This is a genomic window from Rhodovulum sp. ES.010, from assembly GCF_900142935.1.
GTDB lineage: Bacteria > Pseudomonadota > Alphaproteobacteria > Rhodobacterales > Rhodobacteraceae > Rhodovulum.
In genome coordinates this window covers 2,324,542-2,338,373 of record NZ_FSRS01000001.1, presented here as the reverse complement: position 1 = coordinate 2,338,373, position 13,832 = coordinate 2,324,542, and the positions used below count along the sequence as shown (strand labels likewise).

17 protein-coding genes are annotated in these 13,832 nt (G+C 70.7%); 8 read left to right on the top strand and 9 right to left on the bottom strand.

Annotated elements, in window-relative coordinates; all coding sequences use genetic code 11:
* Window positions 1–89 precede the first annotated feature (89 nt).
* Complete coding sequence (locus BUR28_RS11425) at window positions 90–911, top strand: glycosyl hydrolase (RefSeq protein WP_254813734.1); 822 nt, start codon at window positions 90–92, stop codon at window positions 909–911.
* Here the strand turns inward: BUR28_RS11425 and BUR28_RS11420 are convergent, their stop codons facing one another.
* Complete coding sequence (locus BUR28_RS11420) at window positions 912–2,027, bottom strand: THUMP domain-containing class I SAM-dependent RNA methyltransferase (RefSeq protein ID WP_074220238.1); 1,116 nt, start codon at window positions 2,025–2,027, stop codon at window positions 912–914.
* Between the two features lie 122 nt (window positions 2,028–2,149).
* Between BUR28_RS11420 and BUR28_RS11415 the strand changes: the two genes are divergently transcribed.
* Window positions 2,150–2,620, top strand: a complete 471-nt coding sequence (locus tag BUR28_RS11415) for a GNAT family N-acetyltransferase (RefSeq protein ID WP_074220237.1) — start codon at window positions 2,150–2,152, stop codon at window positions 2,618–2,620.
* Window positions 2,621–2,804: 184 nt separating this feature from the next.
* Window positions 2,805–3,530 carry a lipase family protein gene (locus BUR28_RS11410; protein ID WP_074220236.1) on the top strand — a complete coding sequence of 242 codons (726 nt, stop codon included), beginning with the start codon at window positions 2,805–2,807 and terminating at the stop codon, window positions 3,528–3,530.
* Here BUR28_RS11410 and BUR28_RS11405 read toward each other — a convergent pair.
* The 3 genes from BUR28_RS11405 to BUR28_RS11395 are packed head-to-tail and all read right to left on the bottom strand — an operon-like array spanning window position 3,522 to window position 5,349.
* Window positions 3,522–4,601 (bottom strand): 5-(carboxyamino)imidazole ribonucleotide synthase, encoded by a 1,080-nt coding sequence (locus BUR28_RS11405; RefSeq protein WP_074220235.1) that lies wholly within the window; start codon window positions 4,599–4,601, stop codon window positions 3,522–3,524. The genes BUR28_RS11410 and BUR28_RS11405 overlap by 9 nt on opposite strands.
* A complete protein-coding gene (gene purE / locus BUR28_RS11400; protein WP_074220234.1) occupies window positions 4,594–5,082 on the bottom strand; it encodes a 5-(carboxyamino)imidazole ribonucleotide mutase in 489 nt (162 codons plus the stop codon). The genes BUR28_RS11405 and purE overlap by 8 nt, the downstream gene beginning before the upstream one ends.
* Before the next feature lie 48 nt (window positions 5,083–5,130).
* Window positions 5,131–5,349 carry a YdcH family protein gene (locus BUR28_RS11395; RefSeq protein WP_074220233.1) on the bottom strand — a complete coding sequence of 73 codons (219 nt, stop codon included), beginning with the start codon at window positions 5,347–5,349 and terminating at the stop codon, window positions 5,131–5,133.
* A 172-nt stretch (window positions 5,350–5,521) separates the two neighbouring features.
* Here BUR28_RS11395 and BUR28_RS11390 point away from each other — a divergent pair, with 172 nt between their 5' ends.
* Window positions 5,522–5,935, top strand: a complete 414-nt coding sequence (locus BUR28_RS11390; RefSeq protein WP_074220232.1) for an Hsp20 family protein — start codon at window positions 5,522–5,524, stop codon at window positions 5,933–5,935.
* Between the two features lie 18 nt (window positions 5,936–5,953).
* Window positions 5,954–6,181: a DUF1150 family protein gene (locus BUR28_RS11385; RefSeq protein WP_074220231.1), complete on the top strand. Its 228-nt coding sequence runs from the start codon at window positions 5,954–5,956 to the stop codon at window positions 6,179–6,181.
* 69 nt (window positions 6,182–6,250) lie between these two features.
* Here BUR28_RS11385 and BUR28_RS20105 read toward each other — a convergent pair whose 3' ends face one another.
* From BUR28_RS20105 to trxB, 3 genes are all read right to left on the bottom strand, one after another.
* Window positions 6,251–6,940 (bottom strand): glycosyltransferase family A protein, encoded by a 690-nt coding sequence (locus BUR28_RS20105; protein ID WP_074220230.1) that lies wholly within the window; start codon window positions 6,938–6,940, stop codon window positions 6,251–6,253.
* Between the two features lie 26 nt (window positions 6,941–6,966).
* Entirely contained in the window at window positions 6,967–8,694 is a 1,728-nt protein-coding gene (locus BUR28_RS11375) for a bifunctional sulfate adenylyltransferase/adenylylsulfate kinase (protein ID WP_074220229.1), read from the bottom strand.
* Window positions 8,695–8,920: 226 nt separating this feature from the next.
* Window positions 8,921–9,925 (bottom strand): thioredoxin-disulfide reductase, encoded by a 1,005-nt coding sequence (trxB, locus tag BUR28_RS11370; protein ID WP_074220228.1) that lies wholly within the window; start codon window positions 9,923–9,925, stop codon window positions 8,921–8,923.
* 197 nt (window positions 9,926–10,122) lie between these two features.
* Here trxB and BUR28_RS11365 point away from each other — a divergent pair, with 197 nt between their 5' ends.
* The gene (locus BUR28_RS11365; protein ID WP_074220227.1) at window positions 10,123–10,623 is read left to right on the top strand and encodes an Lrp/AsnC family transcriptional regulator; all 501 of its coding nucleotides are present in this window, start codon (window positions 10,123–10,125) and stop codon (window positions 10,621–10,623) included.
* Between the two features lie 9 nt (window positions 10,624–10,632).
* On the opposite strand, the gene BUR28_RS11360 is transcribed toward BUR28_RS11365, so the two are convergent.
* Window positions 10,633–11,403, bottom strand: a complete 771-nt coding sequence (locus tag BUR28_RS11360; RefSeq protein ID WP_175566941.1) for a Hint domain-containing protein — start codon at window positions 11,401–11,403, stop codon at window positions 10,633–10,635.
* Window positions 11,404–11,621: 218 nt separating this feature from the next.
* Window positions 11,622–12,347, bottom strand: coding sequence for a hypothetical protein (locus BUR28_RS11355; protein WP_074220226.1), 726 nt, complete (start codon window positions 12,345–12,347; stop codon window positions 11,622–11,624).
* Between the two features lie 125 nt (window positions 12,348–12,472).
* On the opposite strand from BUR28_RS11355, the gene BUR28_RS11350 reads away from it, so the two are divergent.
* A complete protein-coding gene (locus BUR28_RS11350; protein ID WP_074220225.1) occupies window positions 12,473–13,072 on the top strand; it encodes a carboxymuconolactone decarboxylase family protein in 600 nt (199 codons plus the stop codon).
* A gap of 64 nt (window positions 13,073–13,136) precedes the next feature.
* Complete coding sequence (gene parA, locus BUR28_RS11345) at window positions 13,137–13,772, top strand: ParA family partition ATPase (protein ID WP_074221615.1); 636 nt, start codon at window positions 13,137–13,139, stop codon at window positions 13,770–13,772.
* Window positions 13,773–13,832 lie beyond the last annotated feature (60 nt).

The window sequence follows — 13,832 nt, the reverse complement described above, 5'->3', positions numbered from 1 at the left end:
ACGAATCCTGACACATTGTGAACTCATGACCCCGATAGCCTCGTCGATGGTGTGCGAGGTGTATCATGGTCAGGACTCTTCTCCTAATCGTGGTGGGGGTATTTTTGCTGTCGAATCCGGCGCTGGCGCAGAAGGCCGGGGTCGGTGCGTGGGAGAATCCGCGCTACACGATGATCCGGTGGATCGAGGAAACGCCGGGGCTCGGCTGGTACTACAACTGGCGAACGGACCAGATCTGGTCGCGTCAGCGGCACCGCCGCGATGTCGAATTCGTGCCGATGATCCACAGCGCGAAAGACGTGAACGCCCCGATCCGCTCGGATCGCCGCGTCTCCGCGCTGCTGGGCTTCAACGAGCCGGACGGCTATGGCGGCCCCCACCAGGCGGGCATGTCCGTCGCCGAGGCGATCGCCCTCTGGCCCAGGCTGGAGGCGCGGGGCCTGCGGCTTGGCAGCCCCTCCACCTCGACGCACGAGACGCTGGGGCCGAACTCCTGGCAGGGCCGCTTCATGGCCGAGGTCGAGCGGCGCGGCCTGCGCGTCGATTTCATGGCCGTGCACTACTACACCACCGATGGCGACGTGGACGCCTTCCGGCGCTGGCTCACGCAGGTTCACCGCGAATACCGCCGGCCGATCTGGGTGACGGAATTCGCCTTTATCGACTGGAGCCGGCCGGGGCGCGCAAGCTATGACAGGAACGCCGCCTTTGCCGCCTCCGCGATGGCGATGATGGAGCGGCTGCCCTTCGTCGAACGCTACGCCTGGTTCGCGGCGAACCCCTATCCGTGGAAAGGCCGCACGCCGAAGATCAACCTCGTCGACGACAACCTGCGTCCGACGCCGGTGGGGCGGACCTACGAACAGGTCATGGCCCGGATGGCCGGGGTGCAGGTGGCCAGCGCCGAGTGATCAGGGCAGCGGCCCGGTGCGGAAAAGCTGAACCTTCAGCCCGCCATGCGGCACCGGCGGGCCGGACTCCAGGCCCGGCAGCCCGGTGGCGCGCGCCAGCGCGGGCTCGCTGGTGACGAGCCCGACGCGCCAGCCGGAGAACCGCGCCTTCAGGACCTCGCCCAGCGTGCCGTAAAGCGCGTAGAGCAGCTTGCGGTTGCCGATCCGCCCGCCATAGGGCGGGTTCACCATCACCAGGCCCGGCGGGCCGTCGGGCCGGGCCAGCGCCGAGATCGGTTGCCGGGCGAAGGCGGTGACCCCCGCGACACCGGCCCTTTCCGCGTTGTCGCGACTTGCCGCGACGGCCCCGGCGTCGCGGTCGAAGCCGTGGAACCTGAAGGGCGGCGGGGCGGGCGCGCGGGCGCCGCGCAGCGTGGCCCACGCCGCGGGGTCGAAACGCGCCAGGTTCTCGAAGGCGAAGCCGCGCGACCGGCCCGGCGACAGCCCCGCCGCGATCTCGGCCGCCTCGATCACGACTGTGCCCGAGCCGCACATCGGGTCCAGCACCGGTTCGGTGCCGCGATAGCCGCATTGCCGCAGGAAATGCGCCGCCAGCGTCTCGCGCAGGGGCGCCTTGCCGGTGGCCTGCTTGTGCCCGCGCCGGTGCAGCGGCTCGCCCGAGCTGTCGACGCTGATCGTGCAGAGATTGTCCTCGATCCGCACCATGAGCCGAATCGGCGCCTCCGCCGCCACGGGGGCGCCGAGGTCCCCGGCGACGGCCCGTTCGATGCGCTGGGCGGCGGCCCCGGCATGGTAGATCTTCGAGCCGCGGCAAGTGGCCTCGACGCGCACCGGCACGTCCGGGCGCAGCACCTCGGCCCAGGGCACCTTGCGGGCCCGCTTGTCCAGCTGCGCGAGGTGGAAGGCGCGGAACGCGGCGATCCGCACCAGCACCCGCGTCGCGCCCCGGAGGTCGAGATTGGCGCGCCACACCTCGGGCCAGTCGCCGCGCGTGGTGACGCCGCCCGGAACCGCGGCGGGCGCGTCGAAGCCCTTTTCGCGGGCCTCCTCCGCCAGGCTCTCTTCGAGTCCGGGCGGCGCGGCGAGGAAGATGTCGAGCGGGGGGACTGTTTCCATGCCGCTCTTCCTATCCCGCCCGCGCGCGGGGGGCGAGGGCCGTTTGGCCCCGGGCGCGGCCCCCGGGGGGCTGCGGCAATCTGGGCCCCGCACCGCGCGGCGTGCTTTGCTAGGCTCGTCCCATGACCATTCGTCCGGCCACCGCAACCGACTACGGCGCCATCGCCCGGCTGTTGACCGACGCCTTCGGCCGCCCCGACGAGGCGCGGCTCGTCGAGGCGCTGCGGGCCGATGGCGCGATGGCGCGCGAGATGGTGATCGTCACCGGGGCCGAGGAGGTGCGCGCCTATCTCGCCCTTGTGCGCATGGTCGAGCCCGAGGGCTGGCTGGCGCTGGCCCCGGTCGCGGTGGCCCCGGCCTCGCAGGGTCTCGGCCTCGGCAGCCGGCTGATCCACGCCGCGCTCGAGGTCGCCGAGGCGCCGGTGGTCGTGCTGGGCGAGCCCGGATACTACGCGCGTTTCGGCTTTTCGGTCGGCCGGGCCGCGCGCCTGGTCTCGCCCTACCCGCTGGAATATACCGGGCTCCATGAGCCGAGTGTCGAGGGGGAGCCGCCGGTTGCACGCCTCGTCTACCCGCGGGCCTTCGGCGCGTGAGACGCCGGGACCGCCGCGTGCCGCGCCCATGAGCGGGCCCGGGGCGGGCCGCCGTTTCGGTGCCGCACCGGCCTGCCGTGACGGTGTCGCGCGCGCGCCGGGACAGGGCGCCGGGCGGCGACCGGCGGGCGGGGCCACACGCCACCCTCTCGGACCCGCGCGCGGCACGGCCCGGACGGTCGCCATGCTGCGGCTGTCCTGTCTGCTGCTGCTGCTGGCCCTCGCGTCCCCCGCGCGCGCCGATTGCGTGGTGCTGCTGCACGGGCTCGCGCGCAGCCCGGACTCGCTGTTCCTGATGGAACGGGCGCTGGCGCATCAGGGGTTTCGCGTGGTCAATGCCGGCTACCCCTCGACAGAGGCGCCGATCGGCGAGCTGACGGCCGTCCTGCCGCGGGCCTTCGCCGCGTGCGGGCCGGTGGCGCGGGTGCATGTCGTCACGCATTCCATGGGCGGCATCCTGGTGCGCCTGTGGCTCACCGACACCCGGCCCGAGACCCTCGGGCGGGTGGTGATGCTGGCGCCGCCCAATTCCGGCTCGGAACTCGTCGACGCGCTGGGCGACTACGAGGCGTTCGCCTGGGTCAACGGCCCGGCCGGCCTGCAACTGGGCACCGGGCCGCGCAGCCTGCCGAACCGGCTGGGGCCGGTGGACTTCCCGCTGGGGGTCATCGCCGGCAACCGAAGCCTCAACCCGCTCTACTCCGCGCTGATCCCGGGGCCGGACGACGGCAAGGTCTCGGTCGCCTCGACACGGGTTCAGGGGATGGCCGCGCACCTGACGCTGCCGGTCAGCCACACCTTCATGATGAACGACCCCCGCGTGATCGCGCAGACGCTCGCCTTCCTGCGAACCGGGCGGTTCCGGCCGGAACTCGGCTTCGGCCGGGCGCTGGAGCGGCTTCTAGAGTGAGGCCGGCCCGAGGCGGCGGTTCGCGTGCCCCATCTTGCGCCCCGCCCGCGTCTCGGCCTTGCCATAGAGGTGGAGCGCCACCGCCGGATCGCGCGCCAGCGCCGGCACCTTGTCGACATCGTCGCCGATCAGGTTCTCCATCTCGATGTCGGAATGGCGCGTGCCGTCGCCCAGCGGCCAGCCCGCGATGGCGCGGACATGCTGTTCGAACTGGTCGATGACACAGCCGTTCTGCGTCCAGTGCCCGGAATTGTGGACGCGCGGCGCGATCTCGTTGACCAACAGGCCCCCGGGCGTGACGAACAGCTCCACCCCCATCACGCCGACATAGTCGAGCGCGTTGAGGATGCGGCCCGCCAGCAGCACCGCGTCGGTGCGCTGGGCGGTCGACAGCGGCGCGGGCACGGTCGTGGTCCGCAGGATGCCCTCGCGGTGGACATTGGTGCCGGGATCGTAGCAGGCGACCTCGCCCGAAAGCCCGCGCGCGGCGATCACCGAGATCTCCTGGGTGAAGTCGACGAATCCCTCGTAGATCGCCGGCGCGCCCGCCATCGCGGCCAGCGCGGCGGCGGCGTCCTCGGGCTGCGCGATCCGCGCCTGGCCCTTGCCGTCATAGCCGAAGCGGCGGGTCTTGAGGATCGCGGGCAGGCCGATCTCCTCCATCGCCTCGGCCAGGTCCACCTCGTCGTCGACGGCGGCGAAGGGCGCGGTGCCGATGCCGCGCTCGGAAAGGAAGGCCTTTTCGGTCAGCCTGTCCTGGCTGACGGCCAGGGTGCGGCGGTTCGGGCGGATCGGCACCGCGGCCTCAAGCGCGTCCAGCGCGGCGGTGGGGATGTTCTCGAACTCGTAGGTCACGACGTCGACCGAGGCCGCGAACCCGGCCAGCGCCTGCGTGTCGTCATAGGCGGCGGTGGTGACGCGATGGGCGACATCGGCCGCGGGCGGTTCGGCGCCGGGTTCGTAGACATGGCAGCGGAAGCCGAGGCGGGCGGCGGCGGCCGACAGCATCCGGCCCAGCTGGCCGCCGCCGAGAATCCCGATCGTGGCGCCGGGGGCGAGCGCGTCAGTCATCGGCGGGCACCTCGGGGATCGAGGCCGACAGCTCGGCGCGCCAGCGCTCCAGCCGCTCGGCGAGCGCGGGATCGGACACGGCCAGGATTTCGGCGGCCATCAGCCCCGCATTGGCCGCGCCGGCCGCGCCGATCGCCATGGTGGCGACCGGAAAGCCGCGCGGCATCTGGACGATGGAATACAGGCTGTCGACCCCCGACAGCGCGCGGGTCTGGACCGGCACCCCGATCACCGGCAGGCGGGTCTTGGACGCGATCATGCCGGGCAGGTGCGCCGCGCCCCCCGCGCCCGCGACGATGACCTTCAGCCCACGCGCGACGGCGCCCTTGCCATAGTCCCACAGCCGGTCCGGCGTGCGGTGGGCCGAGACGATGCGCGCCTCGAAGGCCACCCCCAGCGTGTCGAGGATTTCCGCCGCCTCCTTCATCGTGGGCCAGTCCGACTGGCTGCCCATGATGATGCCCACGTCCACATCCGCCATATGCGCCCCCTCATCCGTGCGAGCGGGCACTATAGCCGTGCGCGGGGCCTACGCAATGATGTCGGGCGTCAGCTGGTCCTCGACCAGCGCGATCTGGTCCTTCAGCGCCAGTTTTTCGCGCTTGAGCCGCATTAGCGTGAGGGAATCGACCGTCCCCCGCTCCTGAAGCGCCCGGATCGCTTCGTCGAGATCGCTGTGCTTGCGGCGCAGGACCTCCAGCTTCACCTGCAGAACCTCTTCGGAGTTCATTTCACTGGCGATGTTCATCGGTCTCCCGGGATGAGTCGGCGCATGTTCCGAGAGTGTTAACATAGCCTTTTTCGGGCGAGGCGGGAAGCCGGTCTTGCGGGGCGGCGGGGCGGCCCCCATATTTTGTGCAGACTGCCGCCGCCGCGGGGTCATCCCAAAGACCAGGTCGCTTGTTCAAGGGCTTGCACACATGACGAAACTCACCCTCGGCTCGCATCCCTTCCTGCTGGGATTCGAGCAACTCGAACGCCTCGTGGAACGGACCGCAAAGTCCGGGAACGAGGGGTATCCTCCCTTCAACATCGAGCAGACCTCGGAGACGAGCTACCGCATCACGCTCGCGGTGGCGGGCTTCCGCGAGGACGATCTCTCGATCACGGTGGAGGATCGCCAGTTGGTGATCCGCGGCCGGCAGGCCGAGGACGCGGCCGACCGCGTCTTCCTGCATCGCGGCATCGCCGCGCGCCAGTTCCAGCGCAGCTTCGTGCTGGCCGACGGTGTCGAGGTCTCGGGCGCGACGATGGAGAACGGTCTTCTGCACGTGGATTTGCAACGCGCGGTGCCCGAAAGCGTCGTTCAGAAGATCGATATCCGAAAGGCCTAGGCAACAGGAGGGAAACCGATGGATACCGAGTACGACTTCCTGCCCGAAGCGGGCGAGCGCATCGTCTATGTGCGTCCCGTGCGGGTGGCCGATCTGCCCGAAGAGGTGCGGCAAGAGGCCGAGGGGCTGGACGAGCTCTACGCGGTGCACGACGCCAGCGGCGAGCGGCTGGCCCTTGTGCGCGACCGCGACATGGCCTTCGTGCTGGCGCGGCAGAACGACCTCGCGCCCGTCCACGTGCATTGAGCCGGCGGGCCGTCGCGCGGGCGGCGCGGCCTGACCGGCCTCCCCGCGGCCCGTCTCCGTAGACCTCCGCTAATCGCTCGGCGGCCACAGGCCGTGCCGGGCATGGATCGTCTGCGCGGCCGCGGCGTTGGCCTCGGCGCGGGTGCGGCCGCCGATCCGCGCGTCCTGCAGCGCGGCCGGCCGCGCCAGCGGCACGCACGCGGCCCGCGCCGCCGGCGCCAGGCGGATCGGCAGGCCCTGCGCCGCGTACTGCCCCGACAGCCAGATATCGTCGACCGCCCAGGCGGGCGCGGGGATGTCATGCGCCTCGGGCGGGATCATGTCCGGCGAGATCAGAACCCCCGAAAAGCCCTGCGCGATATCGGCCTCGCCCAGCCCCGGCGAGCGGCGGCGCAGACAGGTCACCGGAAAGCCGGAGGCCGCGACCACCTCGCGCCCCTGCCGCGCAGCCACAAGCGCGGCGGTCCAGCCGGGGCCGTAAAGGCAATCGTCGTCGCAATAGACAAGGTCCGCGTCGGGGCCGACGGTGCGGGCGGCCGGCAGGACCTTCGTGGCGGGGCCGAGATCGCGCGCGCTCCACACCAGTTCGACGCCTTCGGGCAGCGGCGGCGCCTCCACCGCGCCGGGGAACCGCCGATAGGCGCGGGGCAGGGCCAGGATCACCCGGTCCGGGCGGCGGCGCTGGGCGAGGATCGACTCCAGCACCGGCCCGAGGCCCGAGAAGCGCGGCGGGATCGAGGTCAGGCTGACGACGAGCATCGCGCGCCCCGCGCCGCCCGGCCCCGCTACAGCGAGACGCGGCCCCAGTTGCCCGAGATCAGCCCCAGCTGTTCCAGCTTCAGCAGCACCTGGTGGGCGCAGTTGTCCACGTCCACCCCGGAGGTGTCGACGCGGAGTTCCGGGGTCTCGGGTTCCTCGTAGGGGTCGGAAATCCCGGTGAACTCCTTGATCTTGCCCTCGCGCGCGAGCTTGTAGAGCCCCTTGCGGTCGCGGCGTTCGCATTCTTCCAGAGGCGTGGCGACATGCACCTCGCAGAAGGCGCCGTATTGCTCGATCATCTCGCGCACGGCGCGCCGCGTCGCGGTGTAGGGCGCGATGGGCGCACACAGCGCGATGCCGCCGTTCTTGGTGATCTCGCTCGCGACATAGCCGATCCGGCGGATGTTGATGTCGCGGTGTTCCTTGGAAAAGCCCAGTTCCGAGGACAGGTGTTTCCGCACCACGTCCCCGTCAAGCAGCGTGACCGGACGCCCGCCCATCTCCATCAGCTTGACCATCAGCGCGTTGGCGATGGTGGACTTGCCCGACCCCGACAGCCCCGTGAAGAACACGGTGAAGCCCTGTTGCGCCCGGGGCGGGCGGGTCTTGCGCAGCTCGTTCACCACCTCGGGGAACGAGAACCAGTCGGGGATCTCCAGCCCCTCGGCCAGACGGCGGCGCAGTTCCGTCCCCGATATGTTCAGGACGGTCACGCCCTCCTCGATCTCGTCGGCGGGCTCGTATTGCGCGCGTTCCTGCACATAGACCATGTGCTTGAAGGGCACCATCTCGATGCCGATCTCGTCCTGGTATTCCTTGAACAGCTCCTGCGCGTCATAAGGGCCGTAGAAATCCTCGCCCGCGCTGTTCTTGCCGGGGCCGGCATGGTCGCGGCCGACGATGAAATGGGTCACGCCGTGGTTCTTGCGGATCAGCCCGTGCCAGACCGCCTCGCGCGGGCCGGCCATCCGCATCGCCAGGTTCAGAAGGCTCATCGTGGTGGTCGCCTGCGGATACTTGTCCAGCACCGCCTCGTAGCAGCGCACGCGGGTGAAATGGTCCACGTCGCCCGGTTTCGTCATGCCGACCACGGGGTGGATCAGCAGGTTCGCCTGCGCTTCCTTGGCGGCGCGGAAGGTCAGTTCCTGATGCGCCCGGTGCAGCGGGTTGCGGGTCTGGAACGCCACGATGCGGCGCCAGCCCAGCTTGCGGAAATGGGCGCGCAGCTCGTTCGGCGTGTCGCGGCGGCCGCGGAAATCGTAATGCACCGGCTGCTGGATGCCGGTCACCGGCCCGCCCAGATAGACCTTGCCCGCGCTGTGGTGCAGGTAGTTCACCGCCGGATGCGCCAGGTCGTCGGCGCCGAACACCTTTTCGGCCTCGCGGTGCTTGTCGGGCGTCCAGCAGTCGGTGACCGACAGGATCGCGAGGATCACGCCCTCCTGGTCGCGCAGCGCGATGTCCTGGCCCACCTCCAGCCCGGCGGCGAACTCCTCGGACACGTCCAGCGTGATCGGCATCGGCCACAGCGTGCCATCGGCCAGCCGCATCTTCTCGACGACGCTGTCGTAATCCTCTTCGCCCAGAAAGCCCTTGAGCGGGTGGAAGCCGCCGTTCATCAGCAACTCCAGGTCGCAGATCTGGCGCGGCGTCAGGTCCCAGCTCTTCAGGTCGCCCGCCTCGGACTTGAGCTTCTGGGCGCTCTCGGGGGACACGTAGAGTTCGGGGATCGGGGTAAGGTTGGAAAGCGACATCGGGAAACCTGACTCCTTGGGGCAAAGCCGAACGGGCCGGGCGGCGCCGGCGTCGCGCGCGCCTTACCGTGCAAGCGCAGCACGGTTCAACCGAAATGCGAACCGCCCCCAGACAATGGGCGCGCGCGGCGCGGATTGTGGGCAACAGTGCCCGGTCGGGGCACGGGTCCCGCGCGCCGGGGACCCGTGCGGCCGGCTGCGGCGCGCGGGCGGGCCGCGCGCCGCTTCAGGACGCGGCGTCGACCGGCGCGCCGTAGCCGAGCGGTTCGGTCACGTCCTTGCCCTCGTCGATGCCGGCCTCGGCCAGGAACTTCTCGGCCTCCAGCGCGGCCATGCAGCCCATGCCCGCCGACGTCACGGCCTGGCGGTAGACATGGTCGGTCAGGTCGCCCGCGGCGAAGACGCCGGGGATCGAGGTGGCGGTGGAATCGGGCTTGGTCACGACATAGCCGCCCATATGCGTCTCCAGCTGGTCGGCCACCAGTTCCGAGGCGGGCGCGTGGCCGATGGCGATGAAGACGCCCTTGACCGGCAGTTCGCTCACCGCGCCGGTGTGGACATGGCGCACGCGGATCCCCTCGACCCCCTTGGGATCGTCGGTGCCGACCACCTCGTCGAGCGCGTGGTCCCACAGGACCTCGACCTTGGGGTTCTTCAGCAGCCGGTGCTGCAGCACCTTTTCGGCGCGCAGCTCGTCGCGGCGATGCACCAGCGTGACCTTGGAGGCGAAATTGGTCAGGAACAGCGCCTCTTCCACCGCGGCGTTGCCGCCGCCGATCACCGCGACCTCCTGGCCGCGATAGAAGAACCCGTCGCAGGTGGCACAGGCCGAGACGCCGAAGCCCTTGAACTTCTCTTCCGAGGGCAGCCCCAGCCATTTCGCCTGCGCCCCGGTCGCCAGGATCAGCGCGTCGCAGGTGAAGGTGGTGCCGCTGTCGGCGACGGCGGTGAACGGCCGTTTGGACAGATCGACGCTCGAGATGTGGTCCGACACGATCTCGGTGCCCATCGCCCTGGCGTGGGCCTCCATCTTCTGCATCAGCTCGGGGCCCTGGATCTCGGCCTCGCCCGGCCAGTTCTCCACCTCGGTGGTGATCGTCAGTTGCCCGCCCGGCTGGATGCCCTGCACCAGCACCGGGTCGAGCATCGCGCGCGCGGCATAGACGCCGGCGGTGTAGCCCGCCGGACCCGAGCCGATGATCAGAACCTTCGCGTGGCGCGTCTCGCCCATGGCATGTCTCCTTCGTGGTGAACGGGCCGGGCCCGGCGCCCGATATAGACGCGGCATCGCCCGCTTGAAAGACCCGGCGTGCCCATCCGCCGCATCCCGGCCCCTCCGGTGCGCGTCAAAATATTGCGCAAAGGCGAAACTTTATTGCGCGCAGATCGGCGCGTGCCTATTATCCGCAAAAATCCGAGGGGAGCAGGATGCCTGGCACCAGACTCGACGCGATCGACCGCAAGATCCTGGCCGAATTGCAGGCCGATGGCCGCATGACCAACGTGGAACTGGCCCGGCGCGTCGGAATCTCGGCCCCGCCCTGCCTGCGCCGCGTCCGCACGCTGGAGGAGGCCGGCTTGGTCCGCGGCTACCATGCCGATGTCGACAGCCGCGCGCTGGGCTTCGAGGTGCAGGTCTTCGCCATGGTGGGCCTGCAGAGCCAGGCCGAGGCGGACCTGACGAAGTTCGAGAACCGCTGCCGCGCCTGGCCGCTGGTGCGCGAGTGCCACATGCTGAACGGCGAGGTGGATTTCATCCTGAAATGCGTCGCCCCCGACCTCTCGACCTTCCAGAGATTCCTGACCGAGGAACTGACCGCGGCCGAGAACGTGGCCAGCGTCAAGACCTCGCTGGTGATCCGCTGCGCCAAGGACCAGCCGGGCGTGCCCTTCGACGTGCTGGAAGAACGCCTGGGCCGTTGGGCCTGAGCGCCGGTCTCAGGCCGCCCGCATCGCATCCATCTCGAACGCGGTGAGCCGCGGCAGCGGCATCGGCCCGAACCCGTCGAAGCCGTCGAGATGGGGAAACAGCGCCAGGAATTTCAGCCGCGCGGCGTAATCCATCACCTTGTCGGCGCTCTCGCCGGGGTGGTAGCTCTCGACCTCCACGCCGTTGGCGCGCAGGATGTGCTGGCTTTCCAGCGCCAGGTGGAACACGCGCGTCGGCCGCACCGCCCGAAGCGCGATCAGCGCGACCCCGTCCACGAAGGACGAGGCCGGGGCGAACGCGGCATCGCTGCCGACAAGGTCGCGGCAGGCCGGGTGGCGGAACAGCATCCGCGCCCGCGGGCCCAGCACCAGGTCGGGCATCGGCCGGCCCAGCCCCAGGCTGTCGGCGGTCACCCGCGTCAGCACGGGCGTGTCCTGCGGTCGGCCCTCGGCGTTGGGGGCCAGCACGGTCGAGCCGATCCACATCAGCCGCCGCGGCCCGGCGTCGACCGTCGCCAGGGCCATCCCCGGTTGCAGGTCCTCGACGGCGACCGGCCCGTCCGCCGTCGCGATCAGCGTGCCGTGCGAGAAGGCGGCGAAGGCCTCGTCGAGATGGGGATCGGCGGGCATCGCGCGCACGAAAGTCTGCCGCCGGCCATCGGCGCTCGTTCCGGTCACCTCGTAGCGGCGCAGCAGCGGGCGCGCCCCGATCTGTCCGGCGGCGGCAGGATAGCCCGCGGCGCCTGCGCGGCGGGCGTGAGGATGGTCAAGGGACCCCATGCGATCAGTCCTTCCGGTCCGGTCACATCTGCACGGGCCCCCACCCGGGTTGCAGAGGACGAGGCCCATTGACGCGCAGGGCGGCATGTCTGTCAAATTTTACCGGCTATTCCTCCCGGCGGGCGCGGCAATGCCCGGCATGCCCCCCGGATTGTCTCCGGCGCGGCGCAAATGCCCCGGAATCGTCGCGGATGGTTCCGAATCGGCCCCTCCCGGTCTCAGAATTCGATCCGGCTGCCGAGGATCAGGCCGATCGTTTCGTCATCCCGCAGCCCGACGATCCCGCTCAGGGTGATCCAGCTTCGCGCGCCCAGGCGCCGTGCGATCCCCGGCACCAGGCGCAGCGTGTCGTCCCCGTCCACGGGCCGCTCGAAGCGCGTTTCCAGGGTCAGCCGGGTGCGGTCGTCGAGGTTCAGCCCCAGCGCGAGGTCGAGCTTGACGCCCTCGCGCATCGCCAGCGGCAGGCCGGCGATGGTGCCGGGGTCCGCCTCCGAACTCGGGGCGAGGTGGAAAAGCCCCTTGGCGTCGAGATTGACCCAGGCCCAGCCCAGGCCCGTCTCGAAGCTGTGGCCCCAACTCAGCGCGGGTTGCAGCACCGCCTCGGTGCCGATCTCGCGAATGCCGGCCGCGCCGACGCCCAGTTCCAGCGCGACCCGCCCCGGCAGCCGGCCAAGTTCGCGGCCCGTCCGCAGGAACAGCAGCGCCGTCCAGTCGCTCGACGCATCGCCCTTGCCGATATCGAACCCGACGGTGACCCGCCCGGTCAGCCCGTATTCGCCGTAGAGCGTGCTGTAGCCGAAGGTGTCGCCGCCCTCGCGCGGCTGCGTGATCTCGTGGGAAAACGACAGCAGCGCCGCGCCGTCCTCGCGCAGCCACGCGCCCGCCTGCGCCAGCGGTGCCGCGGCGAGCCAGAGGGCCAGCGCTGTCAAGACGGTCGGTCGCATCCCGCACCCGTTTTCCGCCACTCTCGGCCGGAAAACGTTAACCATCCGTTTACCAAGCCGCGCGCCGCTTGCCTTTTCCGCCGCGGCGCGCTTGCCTTGCCACGAAACCCGGAGGGAGGAACGCCATGGCGCTGGTCGCACCGCTGCACGAAGACGAGATGGCGCCGGAGCTGCGCGACGAGGTGCAATTCTTCAAGGGCCCGCTCGGCGTCGTGCCGAACTCGGTCCGCACGATGGCGCACCGGCCCGGGATCGCGCGCGCCTTCACCGCGCTCAACATCGCGGTGATGACCTGCCACGGCGCCGTCACGCCCGAATTCAAGCGGCTGATCGGCTATGTCACCAGCTTCACCTCCGGTTGCCGCTACTGCCAGGCGCACACGATCCTGGGCGCCGAACGCTTCGGGTCCACCGAGGACCGGCTGCGCGACGTCTGCGATTTCGAGGACTCCCCGCATTTCACCGGGGCGGAAAAGGCCGCGCTCGCCTTCGCCCGGGCCGCGGCCGAGGTGCCGAACGGGGTGACGCCCGAGATCGAGACCCGCCTGAAGGCGCACTGGTCCGACGGCGACATCGTCGAGATCATGGGGGTCGTCGCGCTGTTCGGCTATCTCAACCGCTGGAACGACTCGATGGGCTCGGCGCTCGAGGACCTGCCGGTGGAGACCGCCGCGCGGCTTTTGGGCGGCACCGGCTGGGCGGTCGGCAAGCACGTCCCCGAATAGCACTGGAAACCGCCCTGCGTCCCGCGCTATGCTGCGCCGCAGCGCAGGCGAGGCGGGGGCGGACATGGCCGGCACGATCATCACCATCGCCCAGCAGAAGGGCGGCTCGGGCAAGACGACGCTCGCGGCCAATCTCGCCGTGGCCTTCGCCCGCGAGGGCATGGGGGTCGCGCTGATCGACACCGACCCGCAGGGCAGCCTCGGGCGCTGGTTCATGGCCCGGATCGAGGGGCGCGAGGCGCCCGACATGGAATTCTCCACCGCCTCGGCCTGGGGCGTCGAATACGAGACCGCCAAGCTCGCCCGCGCCCATGACGTGGTGCTGGTCGACACGCCCCCCAAGGCCGACAGCGACCTGCGCCCGGCGCTGCGCGCCGCCGATCTGGTGCTGGTGCCCGTCGCGGTCAGCCATGTCGACCTGTGGGCCACCGAGGGCGTGCTCGACCTCGCCCGGCGCGAGGACAAGGCGGCGCTGGTGGTGCTCAACCGGATCAAGGCCAACACCCGCCTCGCCGCCGAGGTGGCCGAAACCGCCGCCGGGCTGTCGGCCACGCTGGCCGCGGCGCGGCTGGCCAACCGCGTCGCCTATGCCGAGACGCTGGGCCACGGGCAGGGCGTGCAGGAAACCGGCCGCAAGGGGCCGGCCGCCGCCGAGATCGCCGACCTGGCGCGCGAGGTGCTCGCTGCGGCACGGGGATGACTTGCGTCAAGGAGGCCCGCGCGCCACTCTGCGATCCTGACCGGATCAAGGGAGGGCGAA

Bases quoted from the DNA above. Each gene is read 5' to 3' on its own strand.
- BUR28_RS11420 (WP_074220238.1), bottom strand. From the start codon at position 2,027: ATGGAAACAGTCCCCCCGCTCGACATCTTCCTCGCCGCGCCGCCCGGA.
- BUR28_RS11415 (WP_074220237.1), top strand. From the start codon at position 2,150: ATGACCATTCGTCCGGCCACCGCAACCGACTACGGCGCCATCGCCCGG.
- BUR28_RS11410 (WP_074220236.1), top strand. From the start codon at position 2,805: ATGCTGCGGCTGTCCTGTCTGCTGCTGCTGCTGGCCCTCGCGTCCCCC.
- BUR28_RS11405 (WP_074220235.1), bottom strand. From the start codon at position 4,601: ATGACTGACGCGCTCGCCCCCGGCGCCACGATCGGGATTCTCGGCGGC.
- purE (WP_074220234.1), bottom strand. From the start codon at position 5,082: ATGGCGGATGTGGACGTGGGCATCATCATGGGCAGCCAGTCGGACTGG.
- BUR28_RS11395 (WP_074220233.1), bottom strand. From the start codon at position 5,349: ATGAACATCGCCAGTGAAATGAACTCCGAAGAGGTTCTGCAGGTGAAG.
- BUR28_RS11390 (WP_074220232.1), top strand. From the start codon at position 5,522: ATGACGAAACTCACCCTCGGCTCGCATCCCTTCCTGCTGGGATTCGAG.
- BUR28_RS11385 (WP_074220231.1), top strand. From the start codon at position 5,954: ATGGATACCGAGTACGACTTCCTGCCCGAAGCGGGCGAGCGCATCGTC.
- BUR28_RS20105 (WP_074220230.1), bottom strand. From the start codon at position 6,940: ATGCTCGTCGTCAGCCTGACCTCGATCCCGCCGCGCTTCTCGGGCCTC.
- BUR28_RS11375 (WP_074220229.1), bottom strand. From the start codon at position 8,694: ATGTCGCTTTCCAACCTTACCCCGATCCCCGAACTCTACGTGTCCCCC.
- trxB (WP_074220228.1), bottom strand. From the start codon at position 9,925: ATGGGCGAGACGCGCCACGCGAAGGTTCTGATCATCGGCTCGGGTCCG.
- BUR28_RS11365 (WP_074220227.1), top strand. From the start codon at position 10,123: ATGCCTGGCACCAGACTCGACGCGATCGACCGCAAGATCCTGGCCGAA.
- BUR28_RS11360 (WP_175566941.1), bottom strand. From the start codon at position 11,403: ATGGGGTCCCTTGACCATCCTCACGCCCGCCGCGCAGGCGCCGCGGGC.
- BUR28_RS11355 (WP_074220226.1), bottom strand. From the start codon at position 12,347: ATGCGACCGACCGTCTTGACAGCGCTGGCCCTCTGGCTCGCCGCGGCA.
- BUR28_RS11350 (WP_074220225.1), top strand. From the start codon at position 12,473: ATGGCGCTGGTCGCACCGCTGCACGAAGACGAGATGGCGCCGGAGCTG.
- parA (WP_074221615.1), top strand. From the start codon at position 13,137: ATGGCCGGCACGATCATCACCATCGCCCAGCAGAAGGGCGGCTCGGGC.